Annotated in this window: 24 protein-coding genes and 1 other RNA gene; 18 read left to right on the top strand and 7 right to left on the bottom strand. The window is 56.5% G+C overall.

Features of this window, described 5'->3' with window-relative positions; all coding sequences use genetic code 11:
• Positions 1 to 119: 119 nt before the first annotated feature.
• The 11 genes from EBA31_RS22740 to EBA31_RS22790 all read left to right on the top strand — a co-directional run bounded on the left by EBA31_RS22740 (position 120) and on the right by EBA31_RS22790 (position 7,639).
• On the top strand, positions 120 to 1,418 hold the full coding sequence (locus EBA31_RS22740) for an MFS transporter (protein WP_020831796.1): 1,299 nt from the start codon (positions 120 to 122) through the stop codon (positions 1,416 to 1,418).
• Positions 1,419 to 1,534: 116 nt separating this feature from the next.
• The gene (gene exuR / locus EBA31_RS22745; protein WP_122080282.1) at positions 1,535 to 2,311 is read left to right on the top strand and encodes a transcriptional regulator ExuR; all 777 of its coding nucleotides are present in this window, start codon (positions 1,535 to 1,537) and stop codon (positions 2,309 to 2,311) included.
• 185 nt (positions 2,312 to 2,496) lie between these two features.
• Positions 2,497 to 2,943 carry a hypothetical protein gene (locus tag EBA31_RS22750; RefSeq protein ID WP_020831799.1) on the top strand — a complete coding sequence of 149 codons (447 nt, stop codon included), beginning with the start codon at positions 2,497 to 2,499 and terminating at the stop codon, positions 2,941 to 2,943.
• Positions 2,944 to 3,083: 140 nt separating this feature from the next.
• Positions 3,084 to 3,764, top strand: a complete 681-nt coding sequence (locus tag EBA31_RS22755; protein ID WP_020831800.1) for a DedA family protein — start codon at positions 3,084 to 3,086, stop codon at positions 3,762 to 3,764.
• Positions 3,764 to 4,135, top strand: coding sequence for an EnvZ/OmpR regulon moderator MzrA (gene mzrA / locus EBA31_RS22760; RefSeq protein WP_020831802.1), 372 nt, complete (start codon positions 3,764 to 3,766; stop codon positions 4,133 to 4,135). Before EBA31_RS22755 ends, mzrA begins: the two co-directional genes overlap by 1 nt.
• Positions 4,136 to 4,355: 220 nt before the next feature.
• A complete protein-coding gene (locus EBA31_RS22765; RefSeq protein ID WP_122080283.1) occupies positions 4,356 to 4,727 on the top strand; it encodes a DUF1090 domain-containing protein in 372 nt (123 codons plus the stop codon).
• Between the two features lie 164 nt (positions 4,728 to 4,891).
• Positions 4,892 to 5,197 carry a YqjD family protein gene (locus EBA31_RS22770; RefSeq protein WP_020831805.1) on the top strand — a complete coding sequence of 102 codons (306 nt, stop codon included), beginning with the start codon at positions 4,892 to 4,894 and terminating at the stop codon, positions 5,195 to 5,197.
• Between the two features lie 2 nt (positions 5,198 to 5,199).
• Entirely contained in the window at positions 5,200 to 5,604 is a 405-nt protein-coding gene (locus EBA31_RS22775) for a phage holin family protein (protein ID WP_122080284.1), read from the top strand.
• Positions 5,601 to 5,888, top strand: a complete 288-nt coding sequence (locus EBA31_RS22780) for a YqjK-like family protein (RefSeq protein WP_122080285.1) — start codon at positions 5,601 to 5,603, stop codon at positions 5,886 to 5,888. Before EBA31_RS22775 ends, EBA31_RS22780 begins: the two co-directional genes overlap by 4 nt.
• A gap of 294 nt (positions 5,889 to 6,182) precedes the next feature.
• Positions 6,183 to 6,578 carry a DoxX family protein gene (locus EBA31_RS22785; protein ID WP_122080286.1) on the top strand — a complete coding sequence of 132 codons (396 nt, stop codon included), beginning with the start codon at positions 6,183 to 6,185 and terminating at the stop codon, positions 6,576 to 6,578.
• A 74-nt stretch (positions 6,579 to 6,652) separates the two neighbouring features.
• A complete protein-coding gene (locus EBA31_RS22790) occupies positions 6,653 to 7,639 on the top strand; it encodes a glutathione S-transferase family protein (RefSeq protein WP_122080287.1) in 987 nt (328 codons plus the stop codon).
• A gap of 36 nt (positions 7,640 to 7,675) precedes the next feature.
• Here the strand turns inward: EBA31_RS22790 and EBA31_RS22795 are convergent, their stop codons facing one another.
• Positions 7,676 to 8,581, bottom strand: coding sequence for a LysR family transcriptional regulator (locus EBA31_RS22795; protein ID WP_041414994.1), 906 nt, complete (start codon positions 8,579 to 8,581; stop codon positions 7,676 to 7,678).
• 107 nt (positions 8,582 to 8,688) lie between these two features.
• Between EBA31_RS22795 and EBA31_RS22800 the strand changes: the two genes are divergently transcribed.
• The gene (locus tag EBA31_RS22800) at positions 8,689 to 9,390 is read left to right on the top strand and encodes a pirin family protein (RefSeq protein WP_046372563.1); all 702 of its coding nucleotides are present in this window, start codon (positions 8,689 to 8,691) and stop codon (positions 9,388 to 9,390) included.
• 58 nt (positions 9,391 to 9,448) lie between these two features.
• On the opposite strand, the gene rnpB is transcribed toward EBA31_RS22800, so the two are convergent.
• Together rnpB and rsmI are read right to left on the bottom strand one after the other, a co-directional pair.
• Positions 9,449 to 9,827, bottom strand: an RNA gene (gene rnpB, locus EBA31_RS22805) — RNase P RNA component class A.
• Between the two features lie 41 nt (positions 9,828 to 9,868).
• Positions 9,869 to 10,732, bottom strand: coding sequence for a 16S rRNA (cytidine(1402)-2'-O)-methyltransferase (gene rsmI / locus EBA31_RS22810; RefSeq protein ID WP_020831815.1), 864 nt, complete (start codon positions 10,730 to 10,732; stop codon positions 9,869 to 9,871).
• A 62-nt stretch (positions 10,733 to 10,794) separates the two neighbouring features.
• Between rsmI and EBA31_RS22815 the strand changes: the two genes are divergently transcribed.
• The 5 genes from EBA31_RS22815 to EBA31_RS22835 all read left to right on the top strand — a co-directional run bounded on the left by EBA31_RS22815 (position 10,795) and on the right by EBA31_RS22835 (position 16,081).
• Entirely contained in the window at positions 10,795 to 12,825 is a 2,031-nt protein-coding gene (locus tag EBA31_RS22815; protein WP_122080288.1) for a penicillin-binding protein activator, read from the top strand.
• Positions 12,822 to 13,175 (top strand): YraN family protein, encoded by a 354-nt coding sequence (locus EBA31_RS22820; RefSeq protein ID WP_020831818.1) that lies wholly within the window; start codon positions 12,822 to 12,824, stop codon positions 13,173 to 13,175. The genes EBA31_RS22815 and EBA31_RS22820 overlap by 4 nt, the downstream gene beginning before the upstream one ends.
• Before the next feature lie 51 nt (positions 13,176 to 13,226).
• Positions 13,227 to 13,817, top strand: coding sequence for a DnaA initiator-associating protein DiaA (gene diaA / locus EBA31_RS22825; RefSeq protein ID WP_020831820.1), 591 nt, complete (start codon positions 13,227 to 13,229; stop codon positions 13,815 to 13,817).
• Between the two features lie 9 nt (positions 13,818 to 13,826).
• Positions 13,827 to 14,402 (top strand): division/outer membrane stress-associated lipid-binding lipoprotein, encoded by a 576-nt coding sequence (dolP, locus tag EBA31_RS22830; RefSeq protein ID WP_020831822.1) that lies wholly within the window; start codon positions 13,827 to 13,829, stop codon positions 14,400 to 14,402.
• 116 nt (positions 14,403 to 14,518) lie between these two features.
• Positions 14,519 to 16,081 (top strand): S10 family peptidase, encoded by a 1,563-nt coding sequence (locus tag EBA31_RS22835; protein WP_122080289.1) that lies wholly within the window; start codon positions 14,519 to 14,521, stop codon positions 16,079 to 16,081.
• Between the two features lie 57 nt (positions 16,082 to 16,138).
• On the opposite strand, the gene mtgA is transcribed toward EBA31_RS22835, so the two are convergent.
• The 4 genes from mtgA to EBA31_RS22855 form a co-directional block, all read right to left on the bottom strand.
• Entirely contained in the window at positions 16,139 to 16,870 is a 732-nt protein-coding gene (mtgA, locus tag EBA31_RS22840) for a monofunctional biosynthetic peptidoglycan transglycosylase (protein WP_122080290.1), read from the bottom strand.
• The gene (gene elbB, locus EBA31_RS22845; protein WP_122080291.1) at positions 16,867 to 17,520 is read right to left on the bottom strand and encodes an isoprenoid biosynthesis glyoxalase ElbB; all 654 of its coding nucleotides are present in this window, start codon (positions 17,518 to 17,520) and stop codon (positions 16,867 to 16,869) included. Before elbB ends, mtgA begins: the two co-directional genes overlap by 4 nt.
• 237 nt (positions 17,521 to 17,757) lie before the next feature.
• Positions 17,758 to 20,097 (bottom strand): aerobic respiration two-component sensor histidine kinase ArcB, encoded by a 2,340-nt coding sequence (gene arcB, locus EBA31_RS22850; RefSeq protein ID WP_046372558.1) that lies wholly within the window; start codon positions 20,095 to 20,097, stop codon positions 17,758 to 17,760.
• Between the two features lie 104 nt (positions 20,098 to 20,201).
• Positions 20,202 to 21,128, bottom strand: coding sequence for a TIGR01212 family radical SAM protein (locus EBA31_RS22855; protein WP_122080292.1), 927 nt, complete (start codon positions 21,126 to 21,128; stop codon positions 20,202 to 20,204).
• Between the two features lie 695 nt (positions 21,129 to 21,823).
• Between EBA31_RS22855 and gltB the strand changes: the two genes are divergently transcribed.
• Complete coding sequence (gene gltB / locus EBA31_RS22860; protein ID WP_020831832.1) at positions 21,824 to 26,284, top strand: glutamate synthase large subunit; 4,461 nt, start codon at positions 21,824 to 21,826, stop codon at positions 26,282 to 26,284.
• The last annotated feature ends 7 nt before the right edge of the window (positions 26,285 to 26,291 follow it).

The raw sequence follows: 26,291 nt of genomic DNA on the forward strand, positions 1-26,291 counted from the left end.
CTTGCGGCGGGAATACGCCGGTAATGAACAGGCCGGCGCAAATCAACGATAAAGGGATAACCCCTTAAAACGCTGTCGCCGACAGGGCGCCGCCAATTCAAGACTGGGAGATATTTCGGATGCGTAAAATTAAAGGGTTACGCTGGTACATGATCGGACTGGTGACGATCGGCACCGTGCTGGGTTACCTGACGCGTAACGCCATCGCCGTCGCGGCGCCCACGCTGGAAGACACCTTACACATCACCACGCAGCAGTATTCTTACATCGTCGCGGCCTATTCTGCCTGCTACACCCTGATGCAACCGGTGGCGGGATATGTGCTGGACGTCTTGGGCACCAAGGTCGGATACGCCATGTTCGCCATCCTGTGGGCGCTGTTTTGCATGGGCACGGCTCTGGCCAACAGTTGGGGCGGGCTGGCATTGGCGCGCGGGGCCGTGGGCATGGCGGAGGCGGCAATGATCCCCGCCGGGCTGAAGGCCAGCAGTGAGTGGTTCCCGGCCAAAGAACGTTCCATCGCCGTGGGTTACTTCAACGTCGGCTCGTCGATAGGCGGCATGCTGGCGCCGCCGCTGGTGGTCTGGGCAATCGTCGCGCACAGTTGGGAAATGGCGTTCATCATCACCGGCGTGCTGAGCCTGATCTGGGCTGTCTGCTGGCTGATTTTCTATAAGCACCCGAAAGACCAGAAGAAGCTCAGCGACGAAGAGCGCGAGTACATTCTGGGTGGGCAGGAAGCACAGCACCAAACCGGCAACGCCAAGAAAATGTCCGCCTGGCAGATTGTTCGCAACCGCCAGTTCTGGGGCATCGCACTGCCGCGCTTTCTGGCAGAGCCGGCCTGGGGCACCTTCAATGCCTGGATCCCGTTATTCATGTTCAAAGCCTACGGCTTCAACCTGAAAGAGATCGCCATGTTCGCCTGGATGCCGATGCTGTTCGCCGATCTGGGCTGTATCGTCGGCGGTTACCTGCCACCGTTTTTCCAGAAACACTTTAAAGTGAACCTGATTGTTTCACGTAAGCTGGTGGTTACCCTAGGTGCCGTGCTGATGATTGGCCCCGGCATGATAGGCCTGTTTACCAGCCCCTATGCGGCTATCGCACTGCTGTGCGTCGGTGGCTTTGCCCATCAGGCGCTGTCTGGTGCACTGATTACCCTGTCTTCTGACGTCTTCGGTCGCAACGAGGTGGCCACCGCCAACGGCCTGACCGGCATGGCGGCCTGGACCGCCAGCACCCTGTTTGCCCTGGTGGTCGGCGCCCTGGCGGACACACTGGGCTTCAGCCCACTGTTTGCCGCACTGTCGGTATTCGATATTCTCGGCGCCATCGTTATCTGGACCGTCCTGCAAAATCGCCCCGCTACGCAATCCGAAGAGGCTGTATTGGACCCCTCCCCCGCGCGCCATTAACCCCGCAGCCCGGCCATCGCGCCGGGCGCTCCCCGGAGCCTACTGGCAGCTCTGCCGGATAAGTGGTATAACAAATCCATGGCTATGCGCCCCTCCCTATCCAAAGAGCATTCACTATGGAATTCACTGAAACCAGACGCCTGTATCAGCAACTGGCCGCCGAGCTTAAACAGCGTATCGAAAGCGGCCGATACCCGGTGGGCGATAAGCTGCCGGCCGAGCGCTACATTGCCGAAGAGATGAACGTCAGCCGTACCGTGGTACGCGAAGCGATCATCATGCTGGAAGTGGAAGGCTACGTCGACGTACGCAAAGGTTCCGGGATCCACGTGATGTCCAACCAGCAAAAGCATCTGGTGGTGCCGGGCGACAGCATTGAATTTGCCACTGCCGGGCCGTTCGAGCTGCTGCAGGCACGCCAACTGATTGAGAGCAACATCGCCGAATTCGCCGCGACCCAGGTTACCAAGCAGGACATCGTCCAACTGATGGAGATCCAGGAACAGGCGCGCAAGGAAGATCGCTTCCGCGACTCGCAGTGGGATCTGAAATTCCACGTGCATGTGGCGCTGGCCACTCAGAACACCGCCATGGCTACCATCGTGGAAAAAATGTGGGTTCAGCGGGTGAATAACCCGTACTGGATCAAGCTGCATGAGCATATCGACGATCGCTCCATCGCCAGCTGGTGCGACGACCACGATCAGATCCTCAAGGCATTGATACGTAAAGATCCTTACGCCGCCAAGTTGGCCATGTGGCAACACCTGGAAAACACCAAGCAGATGCTGTTCAACGCCACCAGCGACGATTTTGAATATAATGCCGACCGCTACCTGTTCGCCGATAACCCGGTGGTGCATCTGGATGGCGTAGCCGCCGAAAATAAATAGCCCAGGCGGTCAAAAATCGTCGGGTTATGTCAGGTATTGTAAAATCCGCTGAATCGATGCCTGAACGGCGATTTGCCGTGTAGTATTTCACCGCTGGCAACGTAGATTTCCCTGTTGCCAATCGTGCTATTTTGGTAAAGTTGAGCCACTTTTTTACCCTCTGCTACGGGGCGGGACGCGAATACATGCGCTGGTTGTTTGCCATGCTTATTGCTCTTTTTTGCTGGACCGGTTCGGTCTCCGGCCAAAAGCTATGCGCGGCACCTTCCAAAGCAACCCCTACGTCGCTGAGCAGTTTACCTTCGCTCTCCGATCCGCTGCTTTCCCCTTACGACCAGGTTTATCGGTCACCGGCAGAGCTGCAGCGAAAAAAGCCGGGTAAATTGCCGTTGTTATTGCCGCGGTTGCATTCTTTCTCCGGCTCGCTGTCGACCTGCGCCCAATTACCGCCGGTCTATACCCTGGCCGCAGAGCTGGGCCACCGCACCAAACTCCCGCGTCAGAACTCACCTGCGCTCAACCGGCTTGCCCAGGTCAACTGGACGCTGCACACCCCGCAGCAGCAAAACAGGCTAGGCGGCTGGAAAGAAAGTAATATGCTTTACCGTGGCACGCTGACTTACCACTCATGACCGGTGTCGCACCGACTAGAATCTACTAAAAAGCAACGCCGTTTCATCATTATCAGCAGCCAGCATCGCCCGCGCGCTTTCGGCCCACACTCGATCAGCCGCTGAGATAAAAATAAACAATGACGTTTTAGGAACACCGGATGGACATCATTAAAGAACTGTTACATGCCTTATGGCAGCAGGATTTTGAGACGCTGGCGAACCCTTCGCTGGTCTGGACCCTCTACGTGCTGCTGTTTATGATCCTGTTTTTGGAAAACGGCCTGCTGCCGGCAGCCTTTCTGCCAGGGGACAGCCTGTTGATCCTGGTCGGCGTCCTGATCGCCAAAGGCACCATGAATTTCCCGCTCACCATCCTGATCCTGACCGTCGCCGCCAGCCTGGGGTGCTGGGTCAGCTACATACAGGGCAAGTGGCTCGGCAATACCCGAACGGTACAGGGCTGGCTGTCGCATCTGCCGGCTCACTATCATCAACGGGCACACCAGCTGTTCCACCGCCACGGGCTTTCCGCCCTGCTGGTCGGTCGTTTCCTGGCGTTTGTCCGCACCCTGCTGCCGACCATTGCCGGCCTGTCTGGCCTGAGCAATGCCCGCTTCCAGTTCTTTAACTGGATGAGCGGCCTGCTGTGGGTCGTGATCCTCACCTCGCTGGGCTTTGCGCTGGGCAAAACCCCGGTCTTCCGCAAGTATGAAGATCAACTGATGTTCTGCCTGATGCTGTTGCCGTTGGTGCTGCTGGTCGTCGGGCTGGTCGGCTCGCTGATCGTCTTGTGGCGCAAGAAACGCGCCGATAGCCAGGACCAGGGGAAAGGGGCGTGATGATCAAGCGCCCGCGCTGGCAGTACGTGTTGCTGATTGCGCTCGCCTTGCTGGCGCTTGCCACGCTGTTGGTGCCCTGCATGGTGCGCACCGAGAGCGAGCTACGCATTCGCGCAGGGCAGCAAGGCCTTTCGCTGCCTGACGGTTTTTATGTCTATCAGCGGCTGGATCAGCGCGGTATTCGCATCAAGAGCATTACCCCGGAAGGCGACGGCCTGGTGATCCGCCTGGACTCGCCGGAACAGCAGTTGCTGGCGCGCGAGGCCTTGCAAACCATTCTGCCGCCGGGGTACATCATTGCCCTGAGCGAATCCCCAGTGCCCACTCACTGGGTGCGCGAATTTGCGCGCTCCCCCCTTAATCTGGGATAATACCCTTTCATATGAAGGGGTTTCCTTTCATATCACCGCCCTGTTCAATTAATCATCACTCAACACTGAACCGGGGCGGATTCTTTGGGGTCTTCACGATTTATGGCTATGCTCAAGGTTAGCGTCAGTCAGCCACGTAAGACTCCTGTCGCACTGCCCCTGTCGGCAGTCAGGAAAGCGGATACGTGCCAACGCATCCCAATAACAAGGAATTGATAGCATGAAATTACGCCAATCTATGTTACTGGCTCTCCCATTCTTCGTCTTCCCGGCCCTGTCATTTGCGGCTGAGGGCGGCTGTGCCGCCAAAGCGCAAGAGATTCAAAAACAGATCGATTACGCCACCCAGCACGGCAATACTCACCGCGTCGCGGGGTTGAAAACGGCGCTGAGCGAAGTGCAGACAAATTGCACCGAAGCCGGCCTGCAGGCCGATCGCCAGAAAAAAATCGATGAGAAGCAAAGCAAGGTAGCCGAACGTCAGCAGGAGCTGAAAGAAGCTCAGCAGACCGGCAATCTGGACAAAGTGGCCAAGAAACAGAAAAAGCTGGCTGAAGCTCAAGCCGAGCTTAAGCAAGCCCAAACGGAATAACTTTTTTACACCAGCGGATTTATCGCTGAGAGCCGCACCATGCGGGATTTTTACCGCATTTAAAATAGATGCTTAGTGATATCCGCTAGCCATCCGCCCTTTGCTCCGGCGAAAAAATCCGCTATGTTAAAAGTCTGTCTCAGTTAACGTTAAGGAATTATCACATGGCACATGATTCAAATGCAGAAAACTTACGCGCTGAACTTAAATCCTTAGCCGATACGCTGGAAGAAGTGTTGAACTCTTCCACCGATAAGCCAAAAGCCGAACTGGAAAAGCTGCGCTCCAAAGCTGAAGGCGCGCTGAAGGATACTCGTGCTCGCCTGAGCGATGCCGGGGACAAACTGGCTTCTCAAACCAAACAGATCGCCGGTCAGGCGGACGAGTATGTTCGTGATAATCCGTGGACCGGTATCGGTATCGGCGCTGCCGTCGGTGTGGTGCTGGGCGTTCTGTTAGCGCGCCGCTAATTATGGCTGAACAACAACCGCAAATTCGTGCACAGGGCCCCGCCAAGGGGGTCCTGGACGTCGGCCAGCGCATCATCACTATTCTGGTCGGTATGGTGGAAACCCGTGTCCGTCTGGCAGTGGTCGAGCTGGAAGAGGAGAAAGCCAACCTCATTCAGTTGCTGATCATGGCCGGCATGACGCTGTTGTTCACCGCGTTTGGCCTGATGAGCCTGTTGATCCTGATTTTCTGGGCCATCGATCCTATCTACCGCCTGATGGCGTTAGGGGCCACTACCGGGGTGCTGCTGTTCCTGGCCGTGTTCGGTGCCATTTGGACACTGATCAAGGCTCGACGCTCCACGTTGCTGGGTGCCACGCGCAAACAGTTGGAGATCGACCGTTCCGAGCTGGAGGACGAAAAATGAATCGTCGCCGCTATCTGGAATGGAGAAAAGAGAAGCTCATCCGCAAGATCCAGCAGCAAAGGCTGGATCTTGCGGAAAACAAAACCTTGTGGCTGGAAAAGACCGAGCGCATTGACCGCGGCTGGCAAACTATTTTCGGCCTGCGCAAATACCTGGTGATCGGTTCCAGCGTGATGGCCCTGTACGGTATTCGCCATCCGAGTAAGCTGATTCGCTGGTCACGTCGCGCCTTCGGTGTCTTTGGCACTATCCGTTTGATCCAGAAAACCTTTTCCAACAAATAACCTTTCGCAATTCCTTCAATTCTTCCGTTGTTAAGCCCACCTTTTCACAGAAAATTCCCGTTTCTGTCGGTGAAGGCTGGGCAACATTCTGATTCCCCTCTCTTTGTTAGCAGGCTAAAGATTCAGTTTTTTTGAAAAAATACGACAGTTTTACTTGCTAACAAAGCGTACGCTTCCCGATTAACATTCACTCCATCGACACGAAACGGGCAGGACAGGGTCAGATACCCGGCATACCGCTCATCGACATGAAAACGCCAAGACTGGCAAACAAAAATCACTTTGGAGTAAATGATGAAAAAATTAGAAGATACAGGTTTGCTGGTTGCGCGTATTTTGATGCCGATCCTGTTTATCGTGGCAGGCTACGGCAAAATGGGTGATGCCTATGCCGGAACTCAACAGTACATGCAATCGATGGGCGTGCCTGGCTTCCTGCTGCCACTGACCATCCTGCTGGAATTTGGCGGCGGTCTGGCAATTCTGTTCGGTTTCCTGACTCGCACCGTTGCGCTGTTCACCGCCGGTTTTACCGTGCTGACCGCGTTACTGTTCCATACTAACTTTGCTGAAGGCGTAAACCAGCTGATGTTCATGAAGAACCTGACCATCGCCGGTGGTTTCCTGGTACTGGCTGTTGCCGGCCCGGGCGGTTTCAGCATCGACCGTCTTTTGAACAAAAAGTGGTAAGCTTTTAATACCGACACAGGGGTCCGGCATGCCGGGCCCTTCTGCTTTTTCACTCGGACACGAAGGAGATCCCCATGGGACAACTCGTCGATGGCGTTTGGCAAGACATCTGGTATGACACCTCATCTACCGGAGGCCGTTTCAAGCGCTCAACCTCTCAGTTCCGCAACTGGGTGACCGCCGACGGTCAGCCGGGCGAACACGGCGTCGGAGGTTTTAAAGCGGAGAAAGATCGTTATCACCTGTACGTTTCACTTGCCTGCCCTTGGGCGCACCGCACTCTGCTGATGCGTAAATTGAAAGGGCTGGAGCAGATCGTTCCTGTTTCTGTGGTACATCCGCTGATGCTGGAAAACGGCTGGACCTTTGGCACCGATTTTCCTGAAGCGACCGGCGACGACCTCTATCACTCAGATTTCCTCTATCAGCTTTATCTGCGCGCCGACCCGCACTACACCGGACGTGTAACCGTACCGGTGCTGTGGGACAAGCAACAGCAGACCATCGTCAGCAATGAATCCGCCGATATCATTCGCATGTTCAACAGCGCATTCGATGGCGTTGGCGCGCGCGCCGGCGATTATTATCCTGCAGAGCTACGCGGGGAAATTGATGAGCTGAACGGCTGGATTTACGACCTGGTGAACAACGGGGTGTATAAGGCCGGCTTTGCCACCAGCCAGGAAGCCTATGACGAAGCGGTACACGGGGTATTCGACGCCCTGGCGCGGCTGGAGCAAATTCTGGGACAACAGCGTTACCTGACGGGCGATCGCCTGACTGAGGCCGACCTGCGTCTGTGGACCACGTTGATACGCTTCGATCCAGTGTATGTCACCCACTTTAAGTGCGACAAACACCGCATCAGCGATTACCTCAACCTGTACGGCTTCCTGCGTGACATCTACCAGATGCCGGGCATGGCCGAAACGGTCAGTCTGCCGCACATCCGCAATCACTATTATCGCAGCCACGCCACCATCAATCCGCACGGCATCATTTCTATTGGGCCGGCGCAGGATCTCGATGAACCACACGGTCGCGATACGCGTTTCGGTTAACGCAGACTCCCCTTTGCCTGCGGCAAGGGGGAGCGCTTACTGACGCTCCAACTGGGTGAACAGCCTTGGGATCTCGCGCAGGAACCAGGCTTTTGCCTCGCCCATGCTGTCGCGCCGCCAGGCCATGATAATGTCAACTTCACGGCTGTATTCCGGCCCCACCACCCGCAAGCGCCCTTCTTCGATATCTTTCTCGACCATCGGGTAAGGCATGGTCGCCACGCCCAGACCGGCCAACAGAGCCAGACGTTTATCTTCAATGGTGCTCACCGTCAGACGCTGCTGCTTATCCAGCAATTGTACGGTCAATACCGGACGCTCCCTGGCGGTATCCGCTACCGCAATACCACGGTATTTCACCCGCGTGGCCTCAGCCAGCGGCTCTGGCTCCAGATGGATCGGATGGTCCGGCGCGGCCACATACATGCTCGTCACTTTGTACAGTTTGCGCGTGTTGATTTCTGACGAGGCGCGAAAATGCATGTCCGGGGCGATAACGATATCGGCGCGCCCCTGCTCCAGCCGCTCCCAGGCTCCGGCCAGCACCTCAGTGAAGATAGACACCTGGGTATTGGCTTTCAGCGCCAGCTTATCAACCAGCGGAAACAGCTTGCTTGGCGGCGACAAGGCCTCGCTGACGATAGTCAGATGGGTTTCCCAGCCGCGCGCCAGGGCCTCGGCGTCGGTGGTCAACTTATCCGCCGCCTCCAGCAGCACCCGTCCACGATCCAGCAGCATGCGGCCGACGTTGGTGAATTTGGTGCGGTGGCCGGAGCGGTCGAACAGCACCACGTCCAATTCTTCTTCCAATTTTTGCATGGTGTAGCTGAGCGCCGAAGGCACGCGCCCCAGCTCATCGGCTGCCGCAGCAAAGCTGCCACGTCGGTCGATCGCATCCATAACCCTTAACGCTTCAAGCGTTAACGCCCGATCTCTGGCCATCGAATCTCTCTGTCAGGAAATTTGAATATGCCGACCAGATTAACTGGCTAACAATCCGGCGTCCAGATGCTTACCATCTAGATAATGAATTTAGAGAGCCAATTGCCATGATTACATGCAGAACAGCAAAACAATGCGGGCAAGCTGACTTTGGTTGGCTGCAGGCTCGCTACACCTTTTCTTTTGGACATTACTTCGATCCCAAGCTGATGGGTTACGCCTCGCTGCGGGTGCTCAATCAGGAAGTCCTGGCGCCGGGCGCAGCCTTGCAGCCGCGTACTTATCCGAGCGTGGACATTCTGAATTTGATCCTGCAAGGCCAGGCCGAATACCGCGACAGCGACGGTAACACGATGAGCGCCAAGGCCGGTGAGGCTTTGCTGCTGGCCACCCAGCCAGGGATGAGTTACAGCGAACAAAACGCCAGCAGCGATACGCCGCTAACCCGTCTGCAGCTGTGGTTGGATGCCTGTCCAGACACCAATAACGAACGTGTGCAGCGCCTGACGCTGCCGGCGAAGGGTGTGACGCTACTGGCATCGCCGGACGGCGCTCAGGGTAGCCTGCAACTGCGCCAACAGGTGTGGATCCATCACCTGGATTTACAGGAAGGCGAGCAGCAGACGCTGGCATTGAATGGGCCCCGTGCCTATTTGCAGTCGATCCACGGTACCATTGAAGCCCAGGGCAACCATCAGGACAGCCAGAACCTGACGTGCGGTGACGGCGCATTTATCCATGATGAAAACCGCCTGACGATACGCGCCGCCACGCCGCTGCGTGCGCTGCTGATCGACTTGCCGGTGTGAGTCACATCCTGAAAGGAAAAAACCCCGCGTAACTTGCGTCACGCGGGGTTTTCTTTATAGAGGGAGCTGACCGGTAAGCCGGGTTCTGTCGTGGACAGTCATTCCTCTAGGCCAGCAATCGCTCACTGGCTCAAGCAGCCTACCCGGGTTCAGTACGGGCCGTACCATGTGAACCCCTATTTGGCCTTGCTCCGGGTGGAGTTTACCGTGCCACGAACTGTTGCCAGTCGCGCGGTGCGCTCTTACCGCACCCTTTCACCCTTACCTGATCCCGCTTGCGCGGGCCATCGGCGGTTTGCTCTCTGTTGCACTAGTCGTAGGCTTGCGCCTCCCAGGCGTTACCTGGCACCCTGCCCTATGGAGCCCGGACTTTCCTCCCCTCCACCTGTCTCCCCCGAAAGGGACGGCAGTGAAGCGGCGACTGTCTGGTCAACTCCGGCGCGGATAGTAGCGTTGCGCTCACGGCAGGTCAACCGCTTTACTGTTCTTGTTGCTCCAATGCGTGTTTATACAACGCATTTTTCTTCACGCCGTGGATCTCCGCCGCCAGCGCCGCCGCCTTTTTCAACGGCAATTCTTTTTGCAACAGCGCCAGCGTCCGCAACGCCTCCAGCGGCAGTGCATCTTCCTGTACTTTGTGGCCTTCAACGATCAACACCATCTCACCGCGACGACGCACTTCATCCTCCTGCACCCAGGCCAGCAATTCGCCGACCGGCGCACCGGTAATGGATTCCCAGGTCTTGGTCAGTTCGCGCGCCAGCACCACGTAACGGTGCGGCCCCCACACGGTCACCATGTCCTGCAAACTTTCCAGCAGACGGTGGGTTGATTCGTAGAAAATCAGCGTGCGCGGTTCCTCTGCCAGCGCCATCAGCGTATCCTTACGCCCCTTGGTTTTCGCCGGCAGGAACCCTTCGTAACAGAAGCGGTCTGAAGCCAGACCGGCAGCACACAGCGCGGTGGTTGCCGCACAGGCGCCCGGCAAGGGTACGACGCGGATACCGGCTTCACGGCAGCGGCGTACCAGGTGATAGCCAGGATCGTTAATCAAAGGCGTACCTGCGTCGGAAACCAGCGCAATGCTCTGGCCTTCCTGCAATTTCGCCAGCAGTTGATCGGCCTTTTGTTGTTCGTTATGGTCGTGCAGTGCAAACAACCGCGCGCTAATCGCAAAGTGTTGCAACAGCAACCCGGTGTGGCGCGTGTCCTCCGCCGCAATCAGATCAACGCTTTTCAGTACCTCTAACGCACGGTGGGTAATGTCCCCTAAATTGCCGATTGGGGTGGGCACCACATACAGCGTTGATGCAGAAATGACTGATTGTTGGTGTTGATTCATTGTTTCATCCGGATTGCCGATTTAATATTAAGCATCTTGAAAAAAACATCACTGGATACAGTATGCTTTCCTCAACATTCGTTCGTACCAAAGCAGGGCGTTCAAAGCCTGTCCGACTTACCGCAGTTATCGCGGCAGCCCTTTTCCTTGCAGGTTGCCCGAGTCAGGCCCCGCAGACGCCGCCCGCTAATATACAGGACGAAGCGAGCGCCAGTTCCGATTACTATCTGCAGCAGCTACAGCAAAGCAGCAATGATAACAAGGCTGACTGGCAATTACTTGCTATTCGCGCGTTACTGCGCGAAGGGAAACTGCCGCAGGCCAGTGAACAACTGAACCAGCTGCCGAAAAACCTCAGCAGCGTTCAACTGGTGGAGCGCCAGTTACTGAGCGCCGAGCTGCAGGTGGCGAACAAAAGCTATGTCGCTGCCCGCACCACCCTGAGCCATCTGGATACCGGCTCGTTGTCGGCCAACCAGCTGGTGCGCTTCTACCAGGCGCAGATCGCTGCCAATCAGGGTAAACCTTCCCTGCCGCTGATCCGCGCTTACATCGCACAAGAACCGCTGGTGACCGGCAAAGCGCACCAAACCAATCTGGACCAGACCTGGCTGTCCCTGCTGCAGCTGACACCGCAGGACATGAACAGTCTGGTGATCAACGCCAATGAGAATGTACTGCAGGGCTGGTTGGATCTGCTGCGCGTTTATCAGGACAACAAACAGGATCCCGATCTGCTGAAGGCCGGTATTAAAGATTGGCAGAATCGCTACCCGCAGAATCCGGCGGCGAAAACCCTGCCCACTCAGTTGAACCAGGTACTGAACTTTACCCAGGCTTCCACTTCAAAAATCGCACTGCTGCTGCCGTTGAACGGCCAGGCAAAAGTGTTCGCCGACGCGATCCAAAAAGGGTTTGAAGCGGCGAAAAACGGCGTGACGCCTTCCGCTCCGGTGCAACAACAGCAGCAACAGCCTACCACTGAGCCGGTGCAGGCTCCTGCCTCGACGGATCCCAATGCCAACGGCGCAGTAAGCACCTCGGCGCCGTCAGCAGATGCTGCCCCGGTCACTGCCGCTCAGCCTTCTGCTCCGTCTACCGCGCCAATTACGCCGCCGCAGGCCGCTAACGCGCAAATTAAGGTGTATGATACCTCCAGTCAGCCACTGGCCGCGCTGCTGACGCAGGCCCAGCAGGATGGTGCCACCCTGGTGGTCGGCCCGCTGCTGAAAGAAAATGTCGATCAACTGGCCGGCAGCACCACCACCCTGAACGTCTTGGCGCTCAACCAGCCGGAAACGCCGAAGGACAATCCGAACATTTGTTACTTCGCGCTTTCACCGGAAGATGAAGCCCGCGATGCTGCCCGCCACATTTGGGAACAGCAGAAACGGCAACCGCTGTTGCTGATCCCGCGCGGTGCTTTCGGCGATCGCGTTGCCAAAGCCTTTAATCAGGAGTGGCAAAAACTGGGCGGCCAAACGGTGCTGCAGCAAAATATCGGCTCCGCCGGTGAACTGCGCCAAATGGTGAACAGCGGCGGCATTCGCATGTCGGGTACGCCAATCTCCACCGCGCCGGCACCGCAGGCCGTTACCATTGCCGGGCTGACCATCCCTGCGCCACCGAGCGATACGCCAGCAGCCAGCGGCGGCAGCGTAGACTCGGTCTATATCGTCGCGACCCAGTCCCAACTGACGTTGATCAAACCGATGATCGACATGGCCACCAACTCGCGCAGCAAGCCGGCGATGTACGCCAGTTCACGCAGCTACCAGGCCGGTGCCGGTCCGGACTTCCGTCTGGAAATGGAAGGCCTGCAGTTCAGCGATATCCCGTTGCTGGCCGGTGCCAACCCGCAGCTGTTGCAGCAGGCAAGCAGCCAGTTCCGCAACGACTACTCGCTGGTGCGTCTGTACGCCATGGGGATGGATGCCTGGACATTGTCCAACCACTTTGCTGAAATGCGCCAGTTGCCCGGCTTCCAGGTCTCAGGCACCACTGGCATGCTGACCGCCTCACCGGGTTGCGTCATCAACAGAAAACTGCCTTGGCTGCAATACCGCCAGGGCATGGTCGTTCCGGTCTCTTGAGTCAACGCGCCACAGGGGCGGGCTATGAATTACAGGCCCGCCACTATCTGGAACGCGCCGGGCTCACTTTCTTCGCCGCCAATGTTACGCTGCGCGGCGGTGAGCTCGACCTGATCATGCGCGATGGCCAAACCTGGGTGTTCGTTGAAGTACGCTACCGACGCAGCGATGCGTTTGGCGGTGCAGCCGCCAGCGTTACCTATCGCAAGCAACAGCGGTTGCTGCATGCCGCCGCCGTTTGGCTGGCGGGGCGCGGAGCCAGTTTTGACACATCGTCTTGCCGTTTTGATGTTTTGGCCATTACCGGTAGCCAGTTAGAATGGATACCCAATGCCTTCAATGCGGATTAAACGCGGTTTACCGGTGCAGACCGGCCCTTTGACTTAGTGGATTAATACAACGTGCTGGATAGAATTAAAGCCTGTTTTACCGAAAGCATCCAAACCCAGATTGCGGCGGCGGAAGCTTTGCCCGACGCCATCTCGCGTGCAGCAATGACGCTGGTTCAATCCTTACTTAACGGCAATAAAATTCTGTGCTGCGGTAATGGCACCTCGGCAGCCAATGCGCAGCATTTCGCCGCCAGCATGATCAACCGCTTTGAAACCGAGCGCCCAAGCCTGCCGGCCATTGCCCTGAATGCCGATAACGTGGTGCTGACCGCGATCACCAACGATCGCCTGCACGATGAAGTCTATGCCAAACAGGTTCGTGCGCTCGGACACGCCGGCGACGTACTGCTGGCAATTTCCACCCGCGGCAATAGCCGTGATATTGTGAAAGCGGTCGAAGCCGCCGTGACGCGTGACATGACGATTGTCGCACTTACCGGTTACGACGGTGGGGAACTGGCCGGCTTGCTCGGTCAGCAGGATGTCGAGATCCGCATCCCTTCCCACCGCAGTGCACGCATTCAGGAAATGCATATGCTGACTGTAAATTGCCTATGCGACCTGATAGACAATACGTTGTTTCCCCACCAGGACGATTAAGGAACTGAGATGAAGCTAAAAGCCACATTTGCAGTGCTGTCCAGCGCCCTGCTGTTACAAGGTTGTATTGCAGGCGTTGTCGTTGGCAGCGCCGCCGTCGCCACTAAAACGGCCACCGACCCACGCAGCGTGGGGACTCAGGTAGACGATGGGACGCTGGAAGCCCGGGTTGAAAATGCCCTGAGCAAAGATCAGCAGCTGAAAAAAGAGGCTCGGGTGGTCGCAACGGCCTACCAGGGTAAAGTCCTGCTGACTGGCCAATCGCCAAGCACCGATCTGGCGGCTCGTGCCAAGCAAATCGCCATGGGTGTTGAAGGCACCACCGAAGTGTATAACGAGATCCGTCAGGGAACGCCGGTTAGCCTGAGCACCGCCTCCTCCGATACCTGGATCACCACCAAGGTCCGTTCACAGCTGCTCACCAGCGATACGGTGAAGTCATCCAACGTGAAAGTGACCACTGAAAATGGCGAAGTGTTCTTGCTGGGCCTGGTCACCCAACAGGAAGGCCAGTCTGCGGCGCAGATCGCCAGCCAGGTGAGCGGCGTAAAACACGTCACCACCGCCTTCACCTTCGTTAAATGATCCTTCAGGCAAGGGGCATTCCCCTTGCCGCTTTTCTGCACGCTCCGCGCTGTTGTACCCTGGTTTAATGAGTCGCGTTTAAAGTCATCTCTCACTTCATTACGGATAAAATTCAAATGGACAGAATTTTAATCGGTTTTCTCACTGCCGTTTCTTTATTCACCGCCGGAGTTTCCGCCGCCAATCCGCCACAGGAAGCGCCCCACGCCGAGCACGCCCCAGCCCCGATGGCCGATCAAACCGTTGCTACCGAAGGCGCGATCACGGTCAACCAGGTAAAAATCAATTATCAGGCGCAAACCGGGGTGCTGGAATTGAGTAAAGACGACCCGGAAGATCCCGTGACCGGCATGTTCTATGTCGCGTATTTCAAAAAGAATGAGAATAAGAACGAGAACAGGCCGATTACCTTTATCTACAACGGCGGGCCGGGCTCCGCCTCGCTTTGGCTGCATATGGGGGCACTCGGGCCTAAACGGGTTATCGCTACTCAGCCAGAGAAAACACAGCTGGCGCCTTACCAACTAACCGATAACCAATACAGCCTGCTCAACGTCAGCGATCTGGTATTTATCGATGCCCCCGGAACGGGTTACAGCCGCTTTTCCAGCAGTGCCGCCAGCCAACCGGAGAGAGCGCAGCAAAAATCACAGAGTGCCAGCAACGTTTATGGCGTCAACGGCGATGCTCAGGCTTTTTCTCAGTTTATCGTTCAGTTTCTAACGCATTACCAACGCTGGAACTCACCTAAATATTTATTGGGTGAAAGCTACGGCACTACCCGCTCGGTGGTATTGGCCGAGACGCTAAAAAATCAGAATATCGATCTTAACGGCATTATTCTGATGTCGCAGTTTCTGAACTATGACAACAATGTCGACGATCCCAATCAAAACCCCGGCGTCGATCAGCCTTACTACCTGGCACTCCCCACCTACGCGGCCAGCGCCTGGTATCACCAGCGGCTGCCGGACAAACACCAGAGCCTGCAAACCTTGTTAGACCAGGCCGAGAAGTTTGCACTGGGGACTTATGCCCAGGCATTGCTGCAAGGTGCCAATCTGCCTGAAAAAGATCGCCAAACGCTCGCCGAGCAACTTTACCAATTTACCGGTATTTCGGCCGATTATTGGCTCAAGGCCAATCTGCGCCTGAGTGGGCCGGTTTTCGCCAAACAACTGTTGAGCGGCCAGGACGAGACCATTGGCAGAATCGATACCCGCTATCGTGGGCCATCGCTGGATAATATCGCCGAAACGTCCAATTACGATCCCAACATCAGTGCAATTACTTCCGCCTACGTCGCGCAATTCCACGATTATCTTGGCAAGACGCTGCATTTTAGCGCCGACCAAAACTATCGCGCATTTTCCGATGAGATCTATGACTGGAACATGTCCAGCAACAGCCGCGACAGATCGTTTAACGTGTTGCCGAGCCTGTCGCGGGTGATGAAAATGAATCCGGCAATGAGAGTGATGGTGATAGGCGGGGTTTACGATCTGGCCACGCCTTATTTCGTCGCCAAATATGAGATGAGCCATCTGCCCGTGTCGCCCAAGCTACGCGACAATATCCGTTTCTATTGGTATGACACCGGGCATATGCCGTACGTGGATGAACCGTCGCTCAAAAAGATGCATGCAGACCTGAGTGCGTTTATCAGTCAAAAACCCTGATACAAAATTCACTGCTAAAGAGACGGCTCCCCTGCCTAACGGTAGGGGAGCATCAGGTTAATCGAGCTTATTCTCTTTCAGGAAACCTTCCCCACCCAACTGGCGCATCTGGCGCATGATCCACTGCTGTCGCTGTATGACATAGCCGGAAGGCGCATTGGCCTTGAAGCGATGTGGATTGGGCAACACCGCCGTCAGCAGTGCGGCCTCCGATGCAGTCAGACGCTTGGCCGGTTTATTGAAGTAGCGCCGTGACGCTTCCTCTACGCCGAATACGCCGTCGCCGAACTCCACGATATTCAGGTATACCGTCAGGATCCGACGCTTGGTCCACACCAGTTCGATGCCGGAGGTCAAACCGGCCTCTAACCCTTTGCGCAACCAACTGCGGCCGTCCCACAGGAACAGGTTCTTCGCGGTTTGCTGCGACAGCGTAGAAGCGCCACGAATGCGCGTGGGCCGACGTTCATTGTGGCTGAACGCCTTTTCTATCGCCGCCACGTCAAAACCCCAGTGATCCGGGAACTTCTGATCTTCCGCCGCCATCACCGCCAATGCCATCTGCGGGGAAATCTCGTCCATCGACACCCAGTCGGAGTGCGCCACATAGCCAAAATCGCCCCTCAGCCAGGCACCGATCTGCCGCTCGACCATCACCGCAGAAAAAGGCACCGGTAAAAAAGCAAATACCAGGATACCCAGCAGCCAGGCACCAACCACTGCGATCAATCCGCGTTTCAGCCAAAACCATGGCCGGGATAGCATCGATTTGCCCACAGATTTTCTCATTCAGCCAAATCCAGCACCCGTGAAACCAGCTTATCAATCCCGCGGGCGGCCTCACCGATCGATTTCGCCAACATATAGGCTGGCGTGGTCACCACTTTGTTATCAATATCCACCACGATATCGTCAACCGGGCAAATGACCGGCTCACCGCCCATGGCATCAATCACTTCACCGAGGTCAGGATCGTTGCCAATGGTCAGCCGCACTTGTTGATCCAGCAACTTTGGCAGCAGCGCCGGCGCGATGCACATAAAACCAATTGGTTTATTTGCCTTATGCATTTGTTGCGTTAGCTTCGCTAAATCTTTATCAATCCAGCATTCCGCCCCTTCGTTGGCAAAACTGCTGAGGTTCTTCGCAGCGCCAAACCCACCGGGGACAATCAGGGCGTCCAGTTGGTCGGCATCGGCCTGTGAAAGCGGCTGAATTTTGCCTCTGGCAATGCGTGCAGACTCTAGCAAAACATTGCGCGCCTCTGGCATTTCATCGCCAGATAAGTGATTAATAACATGAAGTTGAGGTTTATCAGGCGCAAAGCACACCGCCAGTGCGCCTGCCCGGTCCAACGCCAGCAGCGTCAGGACGGCCTCATGGATCTCCGTACCGTCATAAACCCCGCAGCCACTCAGCACTACACCCACGTTTTTCATCACCCTTCCTCCTGTTGATACTGTCAACTGGTTAGTGCTCGGAGTAGTCAAACACTAATCTACATCACACATTTTAATGAATCTTCTAACAAGAGCGCTTACATTTGCTATGTTGTTGGCTGTATGATGTTTAGGAATTCTCTACAACCTGCTCGACCAGAACACTAAATCCAATACGCAGGTTCACAATTTCCCTGGTGTTGGCGCAATATTCGCGCACCCCGGCCTAGGTCGGGGTCATTTTTTTTCAGCTTCCGCTACCCACGCCCGCAGTACCTGCACGTCGTTACGCCATTCCTGCTTCAGCTCATCCACCCAGTCCTGCACGTTATCCCACCACGCTGGCAACGTCGGGGTTTGAATTTGCTGTGCCAGTTGTTGCAGATGGCGCAGACCCACCGAACCCGCTGCACCTTTAATTTTGTGCCCTTCTTCCGTGATGCCTTTCTGATCACGCGCGGTCATATTGGAATCCAACACCGCCAGATAGCCCGGCATCATTTGCTCAAACATCTCCAGGCTCTGATGGATCAACTGCGGCCCCACCAGGTCCATGTACTGTTCCAGCATGGTGGTATCCAGTAAAGACTCATTAATCTGCATCGTCTTTTGCTCCATTTTCTTTGTGGTGTGAGAGGGTTGATGATCCCAGTAATGTTTAATCACCTTGGTCAGCGCCGGCACCGACAGCGGCTTGCTCAGCACGTCGTCCATCCCCGCGTCGAGATACTCTTTTTTGTCTTTCAGCACGTTGGCAGTCAATGCAACCAGCGGCGGCAGCGCCTGCCCGGCATAGCGCTCTCGCAGCACCCGGGCGATATCCAGCCCGGTCATGTCCGGCAATTGGATATCCAGCAACACCAGATCGAACTCGTCTGGATCAAACATCGCCAGCGCATCCTTGCCGTTCATCGCTACTTCGACGCTGTTGCCCAGCTTCTCCAGCACCGAACGCGCCACAATCACGTTCAGCTCGATATCTTCGACCAGCAGAATATGCAGCGCCGGTAATGGCAGGGCCTCCTCCGCCTGCGTTTCACTTTCCGCTTCCTTCACCGCCGGCGCCTGGATGGTCAAAGTGAAGCAAGAACCGTGCCCTTGCACGCTGTTGACTGTGATATCGCCGCCCATGCTCTGCGCCAAGCGCTTGGAAACAGCCAGCCCAATGCCGGTGCCGGTCGCCGGACGGCCGCCGTGCTGGTCCTTGACCTGATAATACATGGCGAAGATTTTGTCCTGCTCATCCTTCGGAATCCCCATGCCGGAGTCTTCCACCTCAAACACCAACCGATCCTGCTCTTCGCGGCGTACGCGGACCACAATTTGCCCCTGCGGCGTGAACTTCACCGCATTGCCGATCAGGTTCCATAGGATCTGACGCAGGCGGGTACCGTCGGTGATGATTTGCTGCGGCAGCGGTTGCTGCGGCTCCATCACAAACTGCAGGCCTTTCGGCTGAGCCAACAGGCCGGAGAGGTTTTCCAGGTCCGCCAGGAAGCCGGTGAAATCTACCGGTTGATTGTCGAGCTGCACTTTGCGCCGCTCAAGCTTGTCCATCTCGATAATGTCGTTGAAGATATTGCCCAGGGTAATGGCGCTGACATGGATGGTTTTGAGGTATTTCAACTGTTCGTCGTTTAACTCGGTATCGAGCAGAATGCGGCTCAGCCCGACAATGCCGTTAAGCGGCGTACGAAGCTCGTGGCTGATCGTGGAGATGAAGGTGGTCTTGTCCCTGCTGGCATTCTCCAGCGCGTCCTGATAGCGCTTACGCTCGGTTATATCGCGGCCGAAGCCCATCAGCCCATGCCGTTTGCCAACGCGATCGTAAAACGGCACTTTGCGCAGCTCAAAACAGGCCTTGCGCCCGTCCGGATAGACCAGCCACTGTTCGTAGGTCAGCGAAACGTTGTGGCGGAACACTTTCTCATCGGTTTCTATCACCTTTTCGGCGATTTCCTGGCCGTAAACGTCATACGGCGTCAGGCCAATCAGCTGTTTTTCGCTTTTGCCGGTCAGCAGCTCCATCGCCCGGTTACAACCGGAGAATTCTTTGTCTTCGTTGCGGTAATACACCAGATCCGGTGAAGCATCGAGGAAAGAACGCAACAGCGCCGACTGCTGGCCCAGTTCGATTTGCGCCAGTTCGCGCTGTTCCATCTCTTCCGTCAGCTTGTCCATCACCTGCTGGCGCTCTTCTTCCGCCTTGATACGATCGGCAATTTCCTGATTCAGCTGGCTGATGTTGTCCTTAAGCTGCTGGTTCAGCTCCAGATCGCGATGGCGCATCTCTTCCAGCTTATCCACCAGCCGCGCCAGGCGCTGGCGTGATTCTTCAAGCTGTTCGACCACCACCGACAGAAAGTAGACTGCCCAGGGCGTAATCAACAGGCCGAAGAAGATTGAGCGCACCACGTCGATGCTTTCCACTTCGCCGCGCAGCAGCATGGTCACCGCCATCTGCACCACCATCGCCAGCACCACCAGCGCCGACGCCAGCAGCAGCGAAAAGCGTACCAGCCCCAGTTTTACCATTAAATCAACGTAGTACTGGGCTAACACCCGGATTTGCTTCATAGCCGCTCCCATCAGACAGAATCGTCTAAATCATACCGTAAAACACCGAGGAGATAAGGAAGCAAACGTCGAAGTGTGGGAAAGATTGCAAATCAAAACAGCGATCAAGGGCGATATTGCTGCTTTTCATCCAATCGACTGCCCTGCCCGCCATGGCGTTGCAAATAGCCGCCGACCGCCTGCATGCCGTTCCAGCGGTTTTCGCACCATAACGGTGCCAACAGCGTCGGCCGACGCGCGCTGGCGGAAATACGGTGATATACCACCTCCTTCGGCGTGTGGCGGATCATCTCTCCGGCGCTGGCGGCGTATGCCTCCAGCGACAGTTCAGGCAACCGACCCGCCTGCCAGGCCCGCGCCAGCGTGCTGCCGGTCACGATGTGCAGCGGATGCAGCTTGATGCCATCCACGCCGCTGTCCACCACCCGTTGTAACGTGGTCAGATGTTCGGCGGCGCTTTCCCCCGGCAGCCCAACAATCAGATGGCTACACACCTTCAGCCCGCGTTCGCGCGCCAGCCGGGCGGTGCGCTGATAACAGGAGAAATTGTGGCCGCGGTTAATGCGCTTTAGCGTTTTATCGTGCGCCGTCTGCAGCCCGAGTTCCAGCCACACTTCGTAGCCTTTTTCGCGGTAACTCGCCAGCAGATCCAGGGCGGCAGGTGGCACGCAGTCCGGCCGGGTTCCAACACAAATGCCGACCATATCCGCCTGTCCCAGAGCCTGGCGGTACATCTCCGCCAGCAGATTCACTTCTGCATAAGTACTGGTATAGGCCTGGAAATAGGCCAGGTAGCGTTTTGCGCGATTCACCCTGTCGGCCTGCAGTGCCAACTGTTCGGCGATGCTTTGATGCTGCATCTGTTCATCGGCAAAAGAAGCGACATTACAGAATGTACAGCCACCACGCCCCAACGTGCCGTCGCGATTCGGGCAACTGAACCCGCCGTGCAGGGTGAGTTTATGGATCTTTTCGCCGTATCGCCGCTGAAGGTCGGCACCAAACATATTGACTAATTGCGGCAACTGCATAATCTTGGGGGTCTCTGTGCTCAAAGCCCGTGATGCTAATAAAAAACGGCTTTTCCCGCGATGACAGAGATCAACGCTTTCTCCGCAAGGCTTCACCAAGCATAACTATTCATTATAAATGCAAATAAAATCATCTTGGCCGAGATGAATTTTTCTTATTTCCACGCAACCGTTAACGCCAGTATGACAAAGCGATGAAAAATAGTTGTAAAAAACAAAAAAGAATAAGTTATTAGAATAAAACTCTGACATTCCCACCCGCACTAGCATGGTGCAGAGATTCAGGCGTTGCACTATAGTGAGACAGCTCACATTTCTTCGGGGGACGACACTCCCCCATGCAAGCTTAAAAAACGCCAAAAAACAATTAATATCAAATAATTAAATACAGTTATTTCATTAAAAAACCCCCTTAGGCCTATATTTGACCTGCGTATTCTTTCTCGCTAAGTTGGAAGTCCGCTGGAAGCTTTCTGGACGGGCAAACGTCTCGTCATATTTATGCAGTAATTTAAGACTCCCTCTTAAAACAAGTCATTTACCACTTGTGAGCACCATCACGAGAGGCCATTGACGGAGGGCGGAAAAGCAGATCGGCGATATTCAGCTTGCTGATTGGACTTCTGCCTGACGTTGAGAAGCCCGCTCGTGAGTCGGTTGTGAGAGTCACGCAGAGCCTGGGGAGGTTCACTGATATGTTGTACGATAAATCCCAAGAGCGGGACAACTGTGGTTTCGGCCTGATCGCCCACATAGAAGGCGAACCTAGCCATAAGGTCGTGCGTACCGCGATTCACGCACTGGCCCGCATGCAGCACCGTGGCGCAATCCTTGCTGACGGCAAGACTGGCGACGGTTGCGGCCTGTTATTACAAAAGCCCGACCGCTTTTTCCGCATGGTGGCGGAAGAGCGCAGCTGGCGCTTGGCCAAGAACTACGCCGTTGGCATGATGTTCCTCAGCCAGAACGAAGAGGAAGCCCGTGCCAGCCGCCGCATTGTAGAAGAAGAGCTGCAGAACGAAACGCTGTCGGTTGTTGGCTGGCGTGAAGTGCCGACTAACCCGGACGTTTTGGGTGAAATTGCCCTATCCTCCCTGCCGCGTATTGAACAGATTTTCGTTAACGCCCCGGCCGGTTGGCGCCCACGCGATATGGAACGCCGCCTGTTTATCGCGCGCCGCCGTATCGAGAAGCGCGTCCAGGACGACAGCTTCTATGTATGCAGCTTCTCGAATCTGGTGACGATCTATAAAGGCCTGTGCATGCCTGCGGATCTGCCCCGTTTCTATCTTGATTTGGCGGACCTGCGTCTGGAGTCGGCCATCTGCCTGTTCCATCAGCGTTTTTCCACCAACACCGTGCCACGCTGGCCGCTGGCGCAGCCGTTCCGCTACCTGGCGCACAACGGCGAAATCAACACCATCACCGGCAACCGCCAATGGGCGCGCGCCCGTACTTATAAATTCCAGACGCCGCTGATCCCGGATCTGCAAACGGCAGCGCCTTTCGTTAACGAAACCGGTTCCGACTCCAGCTCGCTGGATAACATGCTGGAGCTGTTGCTGGCAGGCGGTATGGACCTGATCCGCGCCATGCGCCTGCTGGTTCCGCCAGCCTGGCAGAACAACCCGGATATGGACACCGATCTGCGTGCCTTCTTCGACTTCAACTCGATGCACATGGAGCCGTGGGACGGCCCTGCCGGTATCGTGATGTCCGACGGCCGCTACGCCGCCTGTAACCTGGACCGTAATGGTCTGCGTCCGGCACGCTACGTCATCACCAAAGACAAGCTGATTACCTGTGCCTCTGAAGTCGGCATCTGGGATTACCAGCCGGATGAAGTGGTCGAGAAAGGCCGCGTGGGCCCTGGCGAGCTGATGGTGATCGATACCCGTAGCGGCAAGATCCTGCACTCTGCCGAAACCGACGACGATCTGAAAAGCCGCCACCCGTATAAAGAGTGGATGGAAAAGAACGTCAAGCGGCTGGTGCCGTTCGAAGACCTGCCGGCCGATCAGGTCGGCAGTCGTGAGCTTGACGATTCGCAGCTCGAGACTTACCAGAAACAGTTCGGCTACAGCAGCGAAGAACTGGATCAGGTGATCCGCGTACTGGGCGAGATTGGCCAGGAAGCTACCGGCTCAATGGGTGACGATACCCCGTTTGCCGTGCTGTCCAGCCGCCCACGCATCATCTATGACTATTTCCGTCAGCAGTTCGCGCAGGTGACCAACCCGCCTATCGATCCGCTGCGCGAAGCGCACGTCATGTCGCTGGCCACCAGCATCGGCCGCGAAATGAACGTGTTTTGCGAGGCCGAAGGCCAGGCGCACCGTTTAAGCTTCAAATCGCCGATCCTGCTGTACTCCGATTTCAAACAGCTCACTACGCTGGAAGGCGAATACTATCGGGCCGACACGCTCGATCTGACCTTTGATCCGGCGGAGCAGGATCTGGAGCAGACCATCCGTTCGCTGTGCGACGAAGCGGAACGTAAAGTCCGCGACGGTGCCGTGCTGTTGGTGCTGTCAGACCGTGCCATCACCCCCCAACGCCTGCCGGTGCCTGCGCCAATGGCCGTTGGTGCGATCCAGACCCGTCTGGTCGAGAAAAGCCTGCGCTGCGACGCCAACATCATTGTTGAAACCGCCAGTGCCCGTGACCCGCACCATTTTGCCGTGCTGTTAGGCTTTGGCGCGACGGCGGTCTACCCCTACCTGGCTTACGAAACGCTGGCCAAATTGGTAGATACCCAGGCAATCGACAAGAAATACCGTGAAGTGATGCTGAACTACCGTAACGGCATCAATAAAGGCTTGTACAAGATCATGTCCAAAATGGGCATCTCTACTATCGCCTCTTACCGCTGCGCTAAACTGTTCGAAGCCGTCGGCCTGCACCGCGATCTGTCCGATTTGTGTTTCCAGGGCGTGGTCAGCCGCATCGGCGGCGCCAGCTTCAGCGACATCCAACAGGATCTGCAGAACCTGTCCAAGCGTGCGTGGTTGAAACGTAAACCGCTGGAACAGGGCGGCCTGCTGAAGTTCGTCCACGACGGCGAGTACCATGCGTACAACCCTGACGTGGTGAGCACGTTGCAAACGGCAGTGCACAGCGGCAAATACAGCGACTATCAGGCTTACGCCAAGCTGGTGAACGAGCGCCCGGTGGCCATGTTGCGCGACCTGTTGGCTATCACGCCGAAGGGCACGCCAATTCCGGTTGATCAGGTTGAACCTGCTGAATCGCTGTTCAAACGTTTCGATACCGCAGCAATGTCCATCGGTGCCCTGAGCCCGGAAGCGCACGAGTCGTTGGCGATCGCCATGAACAGCCTCGGCGGTTTCTCCAACTCCGGCGAAGGGGGTGAAGATCCGGCCCGTTACGGCACCAACAAAGTGTCGCGCATCAAGCAGGTGGCATCCGGCCGTTTCGGCGTGACGCCGGCTTACCTGGTGAATGCCGATGTGATCCAAATTAAAGTGGCGCAAGGAGCCAAGCCGGGTGAAGGCGGCCAGTTGCCGGGGGATAAGGTTACCCCTTATATCGCCAAGCTGCGTTATTCGGTACCGGGCGTGACGCTGATTTCGCCACCACCGCACCACGACATCTACTCGATTGAAGATCTGGCTCAGCTGATTTTCGACCTGAAACAGGTCAACCCGAAGGCCATGATCTCGGTGAAGCTGGTTTCCGAACCGGGCGTGGGCACCATCGCCACCGGTGTGGCGAAAGCCTATGCCGATCTGATCACCATCGCCGGCTACGACGGCGGTACCGGCGCCAGCCCGCTGTCTTCAGTGAAATACGCTGGCTGTCCGTGGGAATTGGGCCTGGTGGAAACCCAGCAAGCGTTGGTGGCCAACGGCCTGCGCCATAAAATCCGCCTGCAGGTGGATGGTGGCCTGAAAACCGGTGTGGATATCGTGAAAGCGGCAATTTTGGGTGCGGAAAGCTTCGGCTTCGGCACCGGTCCAATGGTGGCGCTGGGTTGTAAGTACTTGCGTATCTGTCACCTGAACAACTGCGCTACCGGCGTGGCAACTCAGGATGAAAAACTGCGCCGCGATCATTACCACGGCCTGCCGGAACGCGTGACCAACTACTTCCAGTTTATCGCGCGCGAAACCCGCGAGATCATGGCGCAGTTAGGGGTTAGCCAACTGGTGGATCTGATTGGTCGTACCGATTTCCTGACCGAACTGGACGGTATCTCCGCCAAGCAGAACAAGCTGGATCTGTCGCCGTTGCTGAAAACCGCCACGCCGCATCCGGGCAAGGCGCTGCATTGCACCGAAAGCAGCAACCCGCCGTTCGACCAAGGGTTGATGAACAAGGATCTGCTGGCACAGGCGGAACCGCATATTGAAGCGAAAAGCAGCAAAGCCTTCTACTTCGATATCCGCAACACCGACCGTTCAGTGGGCGCTACCCTGTCCGGAGCCATCGCTACCGTGCACGGTGACCAGGGCATGGCGGCCGATCCGATCAAGGCCTACTTCTCCGGTACCGCCGGCCAGAGCTTCGGCGTATGGAATGCGGGCGGCGTAGAACTGACCCTGACCGGCGACGCCAACGACTACGTTGGCAAAGGCATGGCAGGCGGCCGTATCGCCGTGCGTCCACCGATTGGCTCCGCGTTCCGCAGTCATGAAGCCAGCATTATCGGCAACACCTGCCTGTACGGCGCTACCGGCGGCAAGCTGTTCGCTGCTGGCCGTGCGGGTGAACGCTTCGCCGTACGTAACTCCGGTGCCATCACCGTGGTAGAAGGTATCGGCGATAACGGTTGTGAATACATGACTGGCGGCATCGTCTGCGTGCTGGGCAAAACCGGCATCAACTTTGGTGCGGGCATGACCGGCGGCTTCGCCTACGTGCTGGATGAAGACGGCGAGTTCCGTAAACGAGTGAACCCAGAACTGGTGGAAGTGTTGGATGTCGACCAACTGGCAATTCATGAAGAGCACCTGCGCGGATTGATTACCGAGCACGTGCAGGCGACCGGTTCTTCGCGTGCGGAAGAGATCCTGGCCAACTGGCCGGAATGGGCACCGAAGTTTGCTCTGGTCAAGCCGAAGTCCAGTGATGTCAAAGCATTGTTGGGTCACCGTAGTCGTTCCGCAGCCGAGCTGCGGGTTCAGGCGCAGTAAGAGGTCA

The organism is Serratia sp. P2ACOL2, assembly GCF_003691565.1.
In the GTDB taxonomy this organism is placed as follows: Bacteria; Pseudomonadota; Gammaproteobacteria; order Enterobacterales; family Enterobacteriaceae; genus Serratia; species Serratia liquefaciens.

Coding starts and splice junctions, on each gene's coding strand:
- arcB (WP_046372558.1), bottom strand. CDS start 20,097: ATGAAGCAAATCCGGGTGTTAGCCCAGTACTACGTTGATTTAATGGTA.
- EBA31_RS22755 (WP_020831800.1), top strand. CDS start 3,084: ATGGACATCATTAAAGAACTGTTACATGCCTTATGGCAGCAGGATTTT.
- EBA31_RS22785 (WP_122080286.1), top strand. CDS start 6,183: ATGAAAAAATTAGAAGATACAGGTTTGCTGGTTGCGCGTATTTTGATG.
- EBA31_RS22775 (WP_122080284.1), top strand. CDS start 5,200: ATGGCTGAACAACAACCGCAAATTCGTGCACAGGGCCCCGCCAAGGGG.
- EBA31_RS22800 (WP_046372563.1), top strand. CDS start 8,689: ATGATTACATGCAGAACAGCAAAACAATGCGGGCAAGCTGACTTTGGT.
- EBA31_RS22815 (WP_122080288.1), top strand. CDS start 10,795: ATGCTTTCCTCAACATTCGTTCGTACCAAAGCAGGGCGTTCAAAGCCT.
- EBA31_RS22855 (WP_122080292.1), bottom strand. CDS start 21,128: ATGCAGTTGCCGCAATTAGTCAATATGTTTGGTGCCGACCTTCAGCGG.
- EBA31_RS22835 (WP_122080289.1), top strand. CDS start 14,519: ATGGACAGAATTTTAATCGGTTTTCTCACTGCCGTTTCTTTATTCACC.
- EBA31_RS22750 (WP_020831799.1), top strand. CDS start 2,497: ATGCGCTGGTTGTTTGCCATGCTTATTGCTCTTTTTTGCTGGACCGGT.
- EBA31_RS22740 (WP_020831796.1), top strand. CDS start 120: ATGCGTAAAATTAAAGGGTTACGCTGGTACATGATCGGACTGGTGACG.
- mzrA (WP_020831802.1), top strand. CDS start 3,764: ATGATCAAGCGCCCGCGCTGGCAGTACGTGTTGCTGATTGCGCTCGCC.
- gltB (WP_020831832.1), top strand. CDS start 21,824: ATGTTGTACGATAAATCCCAAGAGCGGGACAACTGTGGTTTCGGCCTG.
- EBA31_RS22790 (WP_122080287.1), top strand. CDS start 6,653: ATGGGACAACTCGTCGATGGCGTTTGGCAAGACATCTGGTATGACACC.
- rsmI (WP_020831815.1), bottom strand. CDS start 10,732: ATGAATCAACACCAACAATCAGTCATTTCTGCATCAACGCTGTATGTG.
- exuR (WP_122080282.1), top strand. CDS start 1,535: ATGGAATTCACTGAAACCAGACGCCTGTATCAGCAACTGGCCGCCGAG.
- EBA31_RS22780 (WP_122080285.1), top strand. CDS start 5,601: ATGAATCGTCGCCGCTATCTGGAATGGAGAAAAGAGAAGCTCATCCGC.
- EBA31_RS22795 (WP_041414994.1), bottom strand. CDS start 8,581: ATGGCCAGAGATCGGGCGTTAACGCTTGAAGCGTTAAGGGTTATGGAT.
- EBA31_RS22770 (WP_020831805.1), top strand. CDS start 4,892: ATGGCACATGATTCAAATGCAGAAAACTTACGCGCTGAACTTAAATCC.
- EBA31_RS22765 (WP_122080283.1), top strand. CDS start 4,356: ATGAAATTACGCCAATCTATGTTACTGGCTCTCCCATTCTTCGTCTTC.
- mtgA (WP_122080290.1), bottom strand. CDS start 16,870: ATGAGAAAATCTGTGGGCAAATCGATGCTATCCCGGCCATGGTTTTGG.
- elbB (WP_122080291.1), bottom strand. CDS start 17,520: ATGAAAAACGTGGGTGTAGTGCTGAGTGGCTGCGGGGTTTATGACGGT.
- dolP (WP_020831822.1), top strand. CDS start 13,827: ATGAAGCTAAAAGCCACATTTGCAGTGCTGTCCAGCGCCCTGCTGTTA.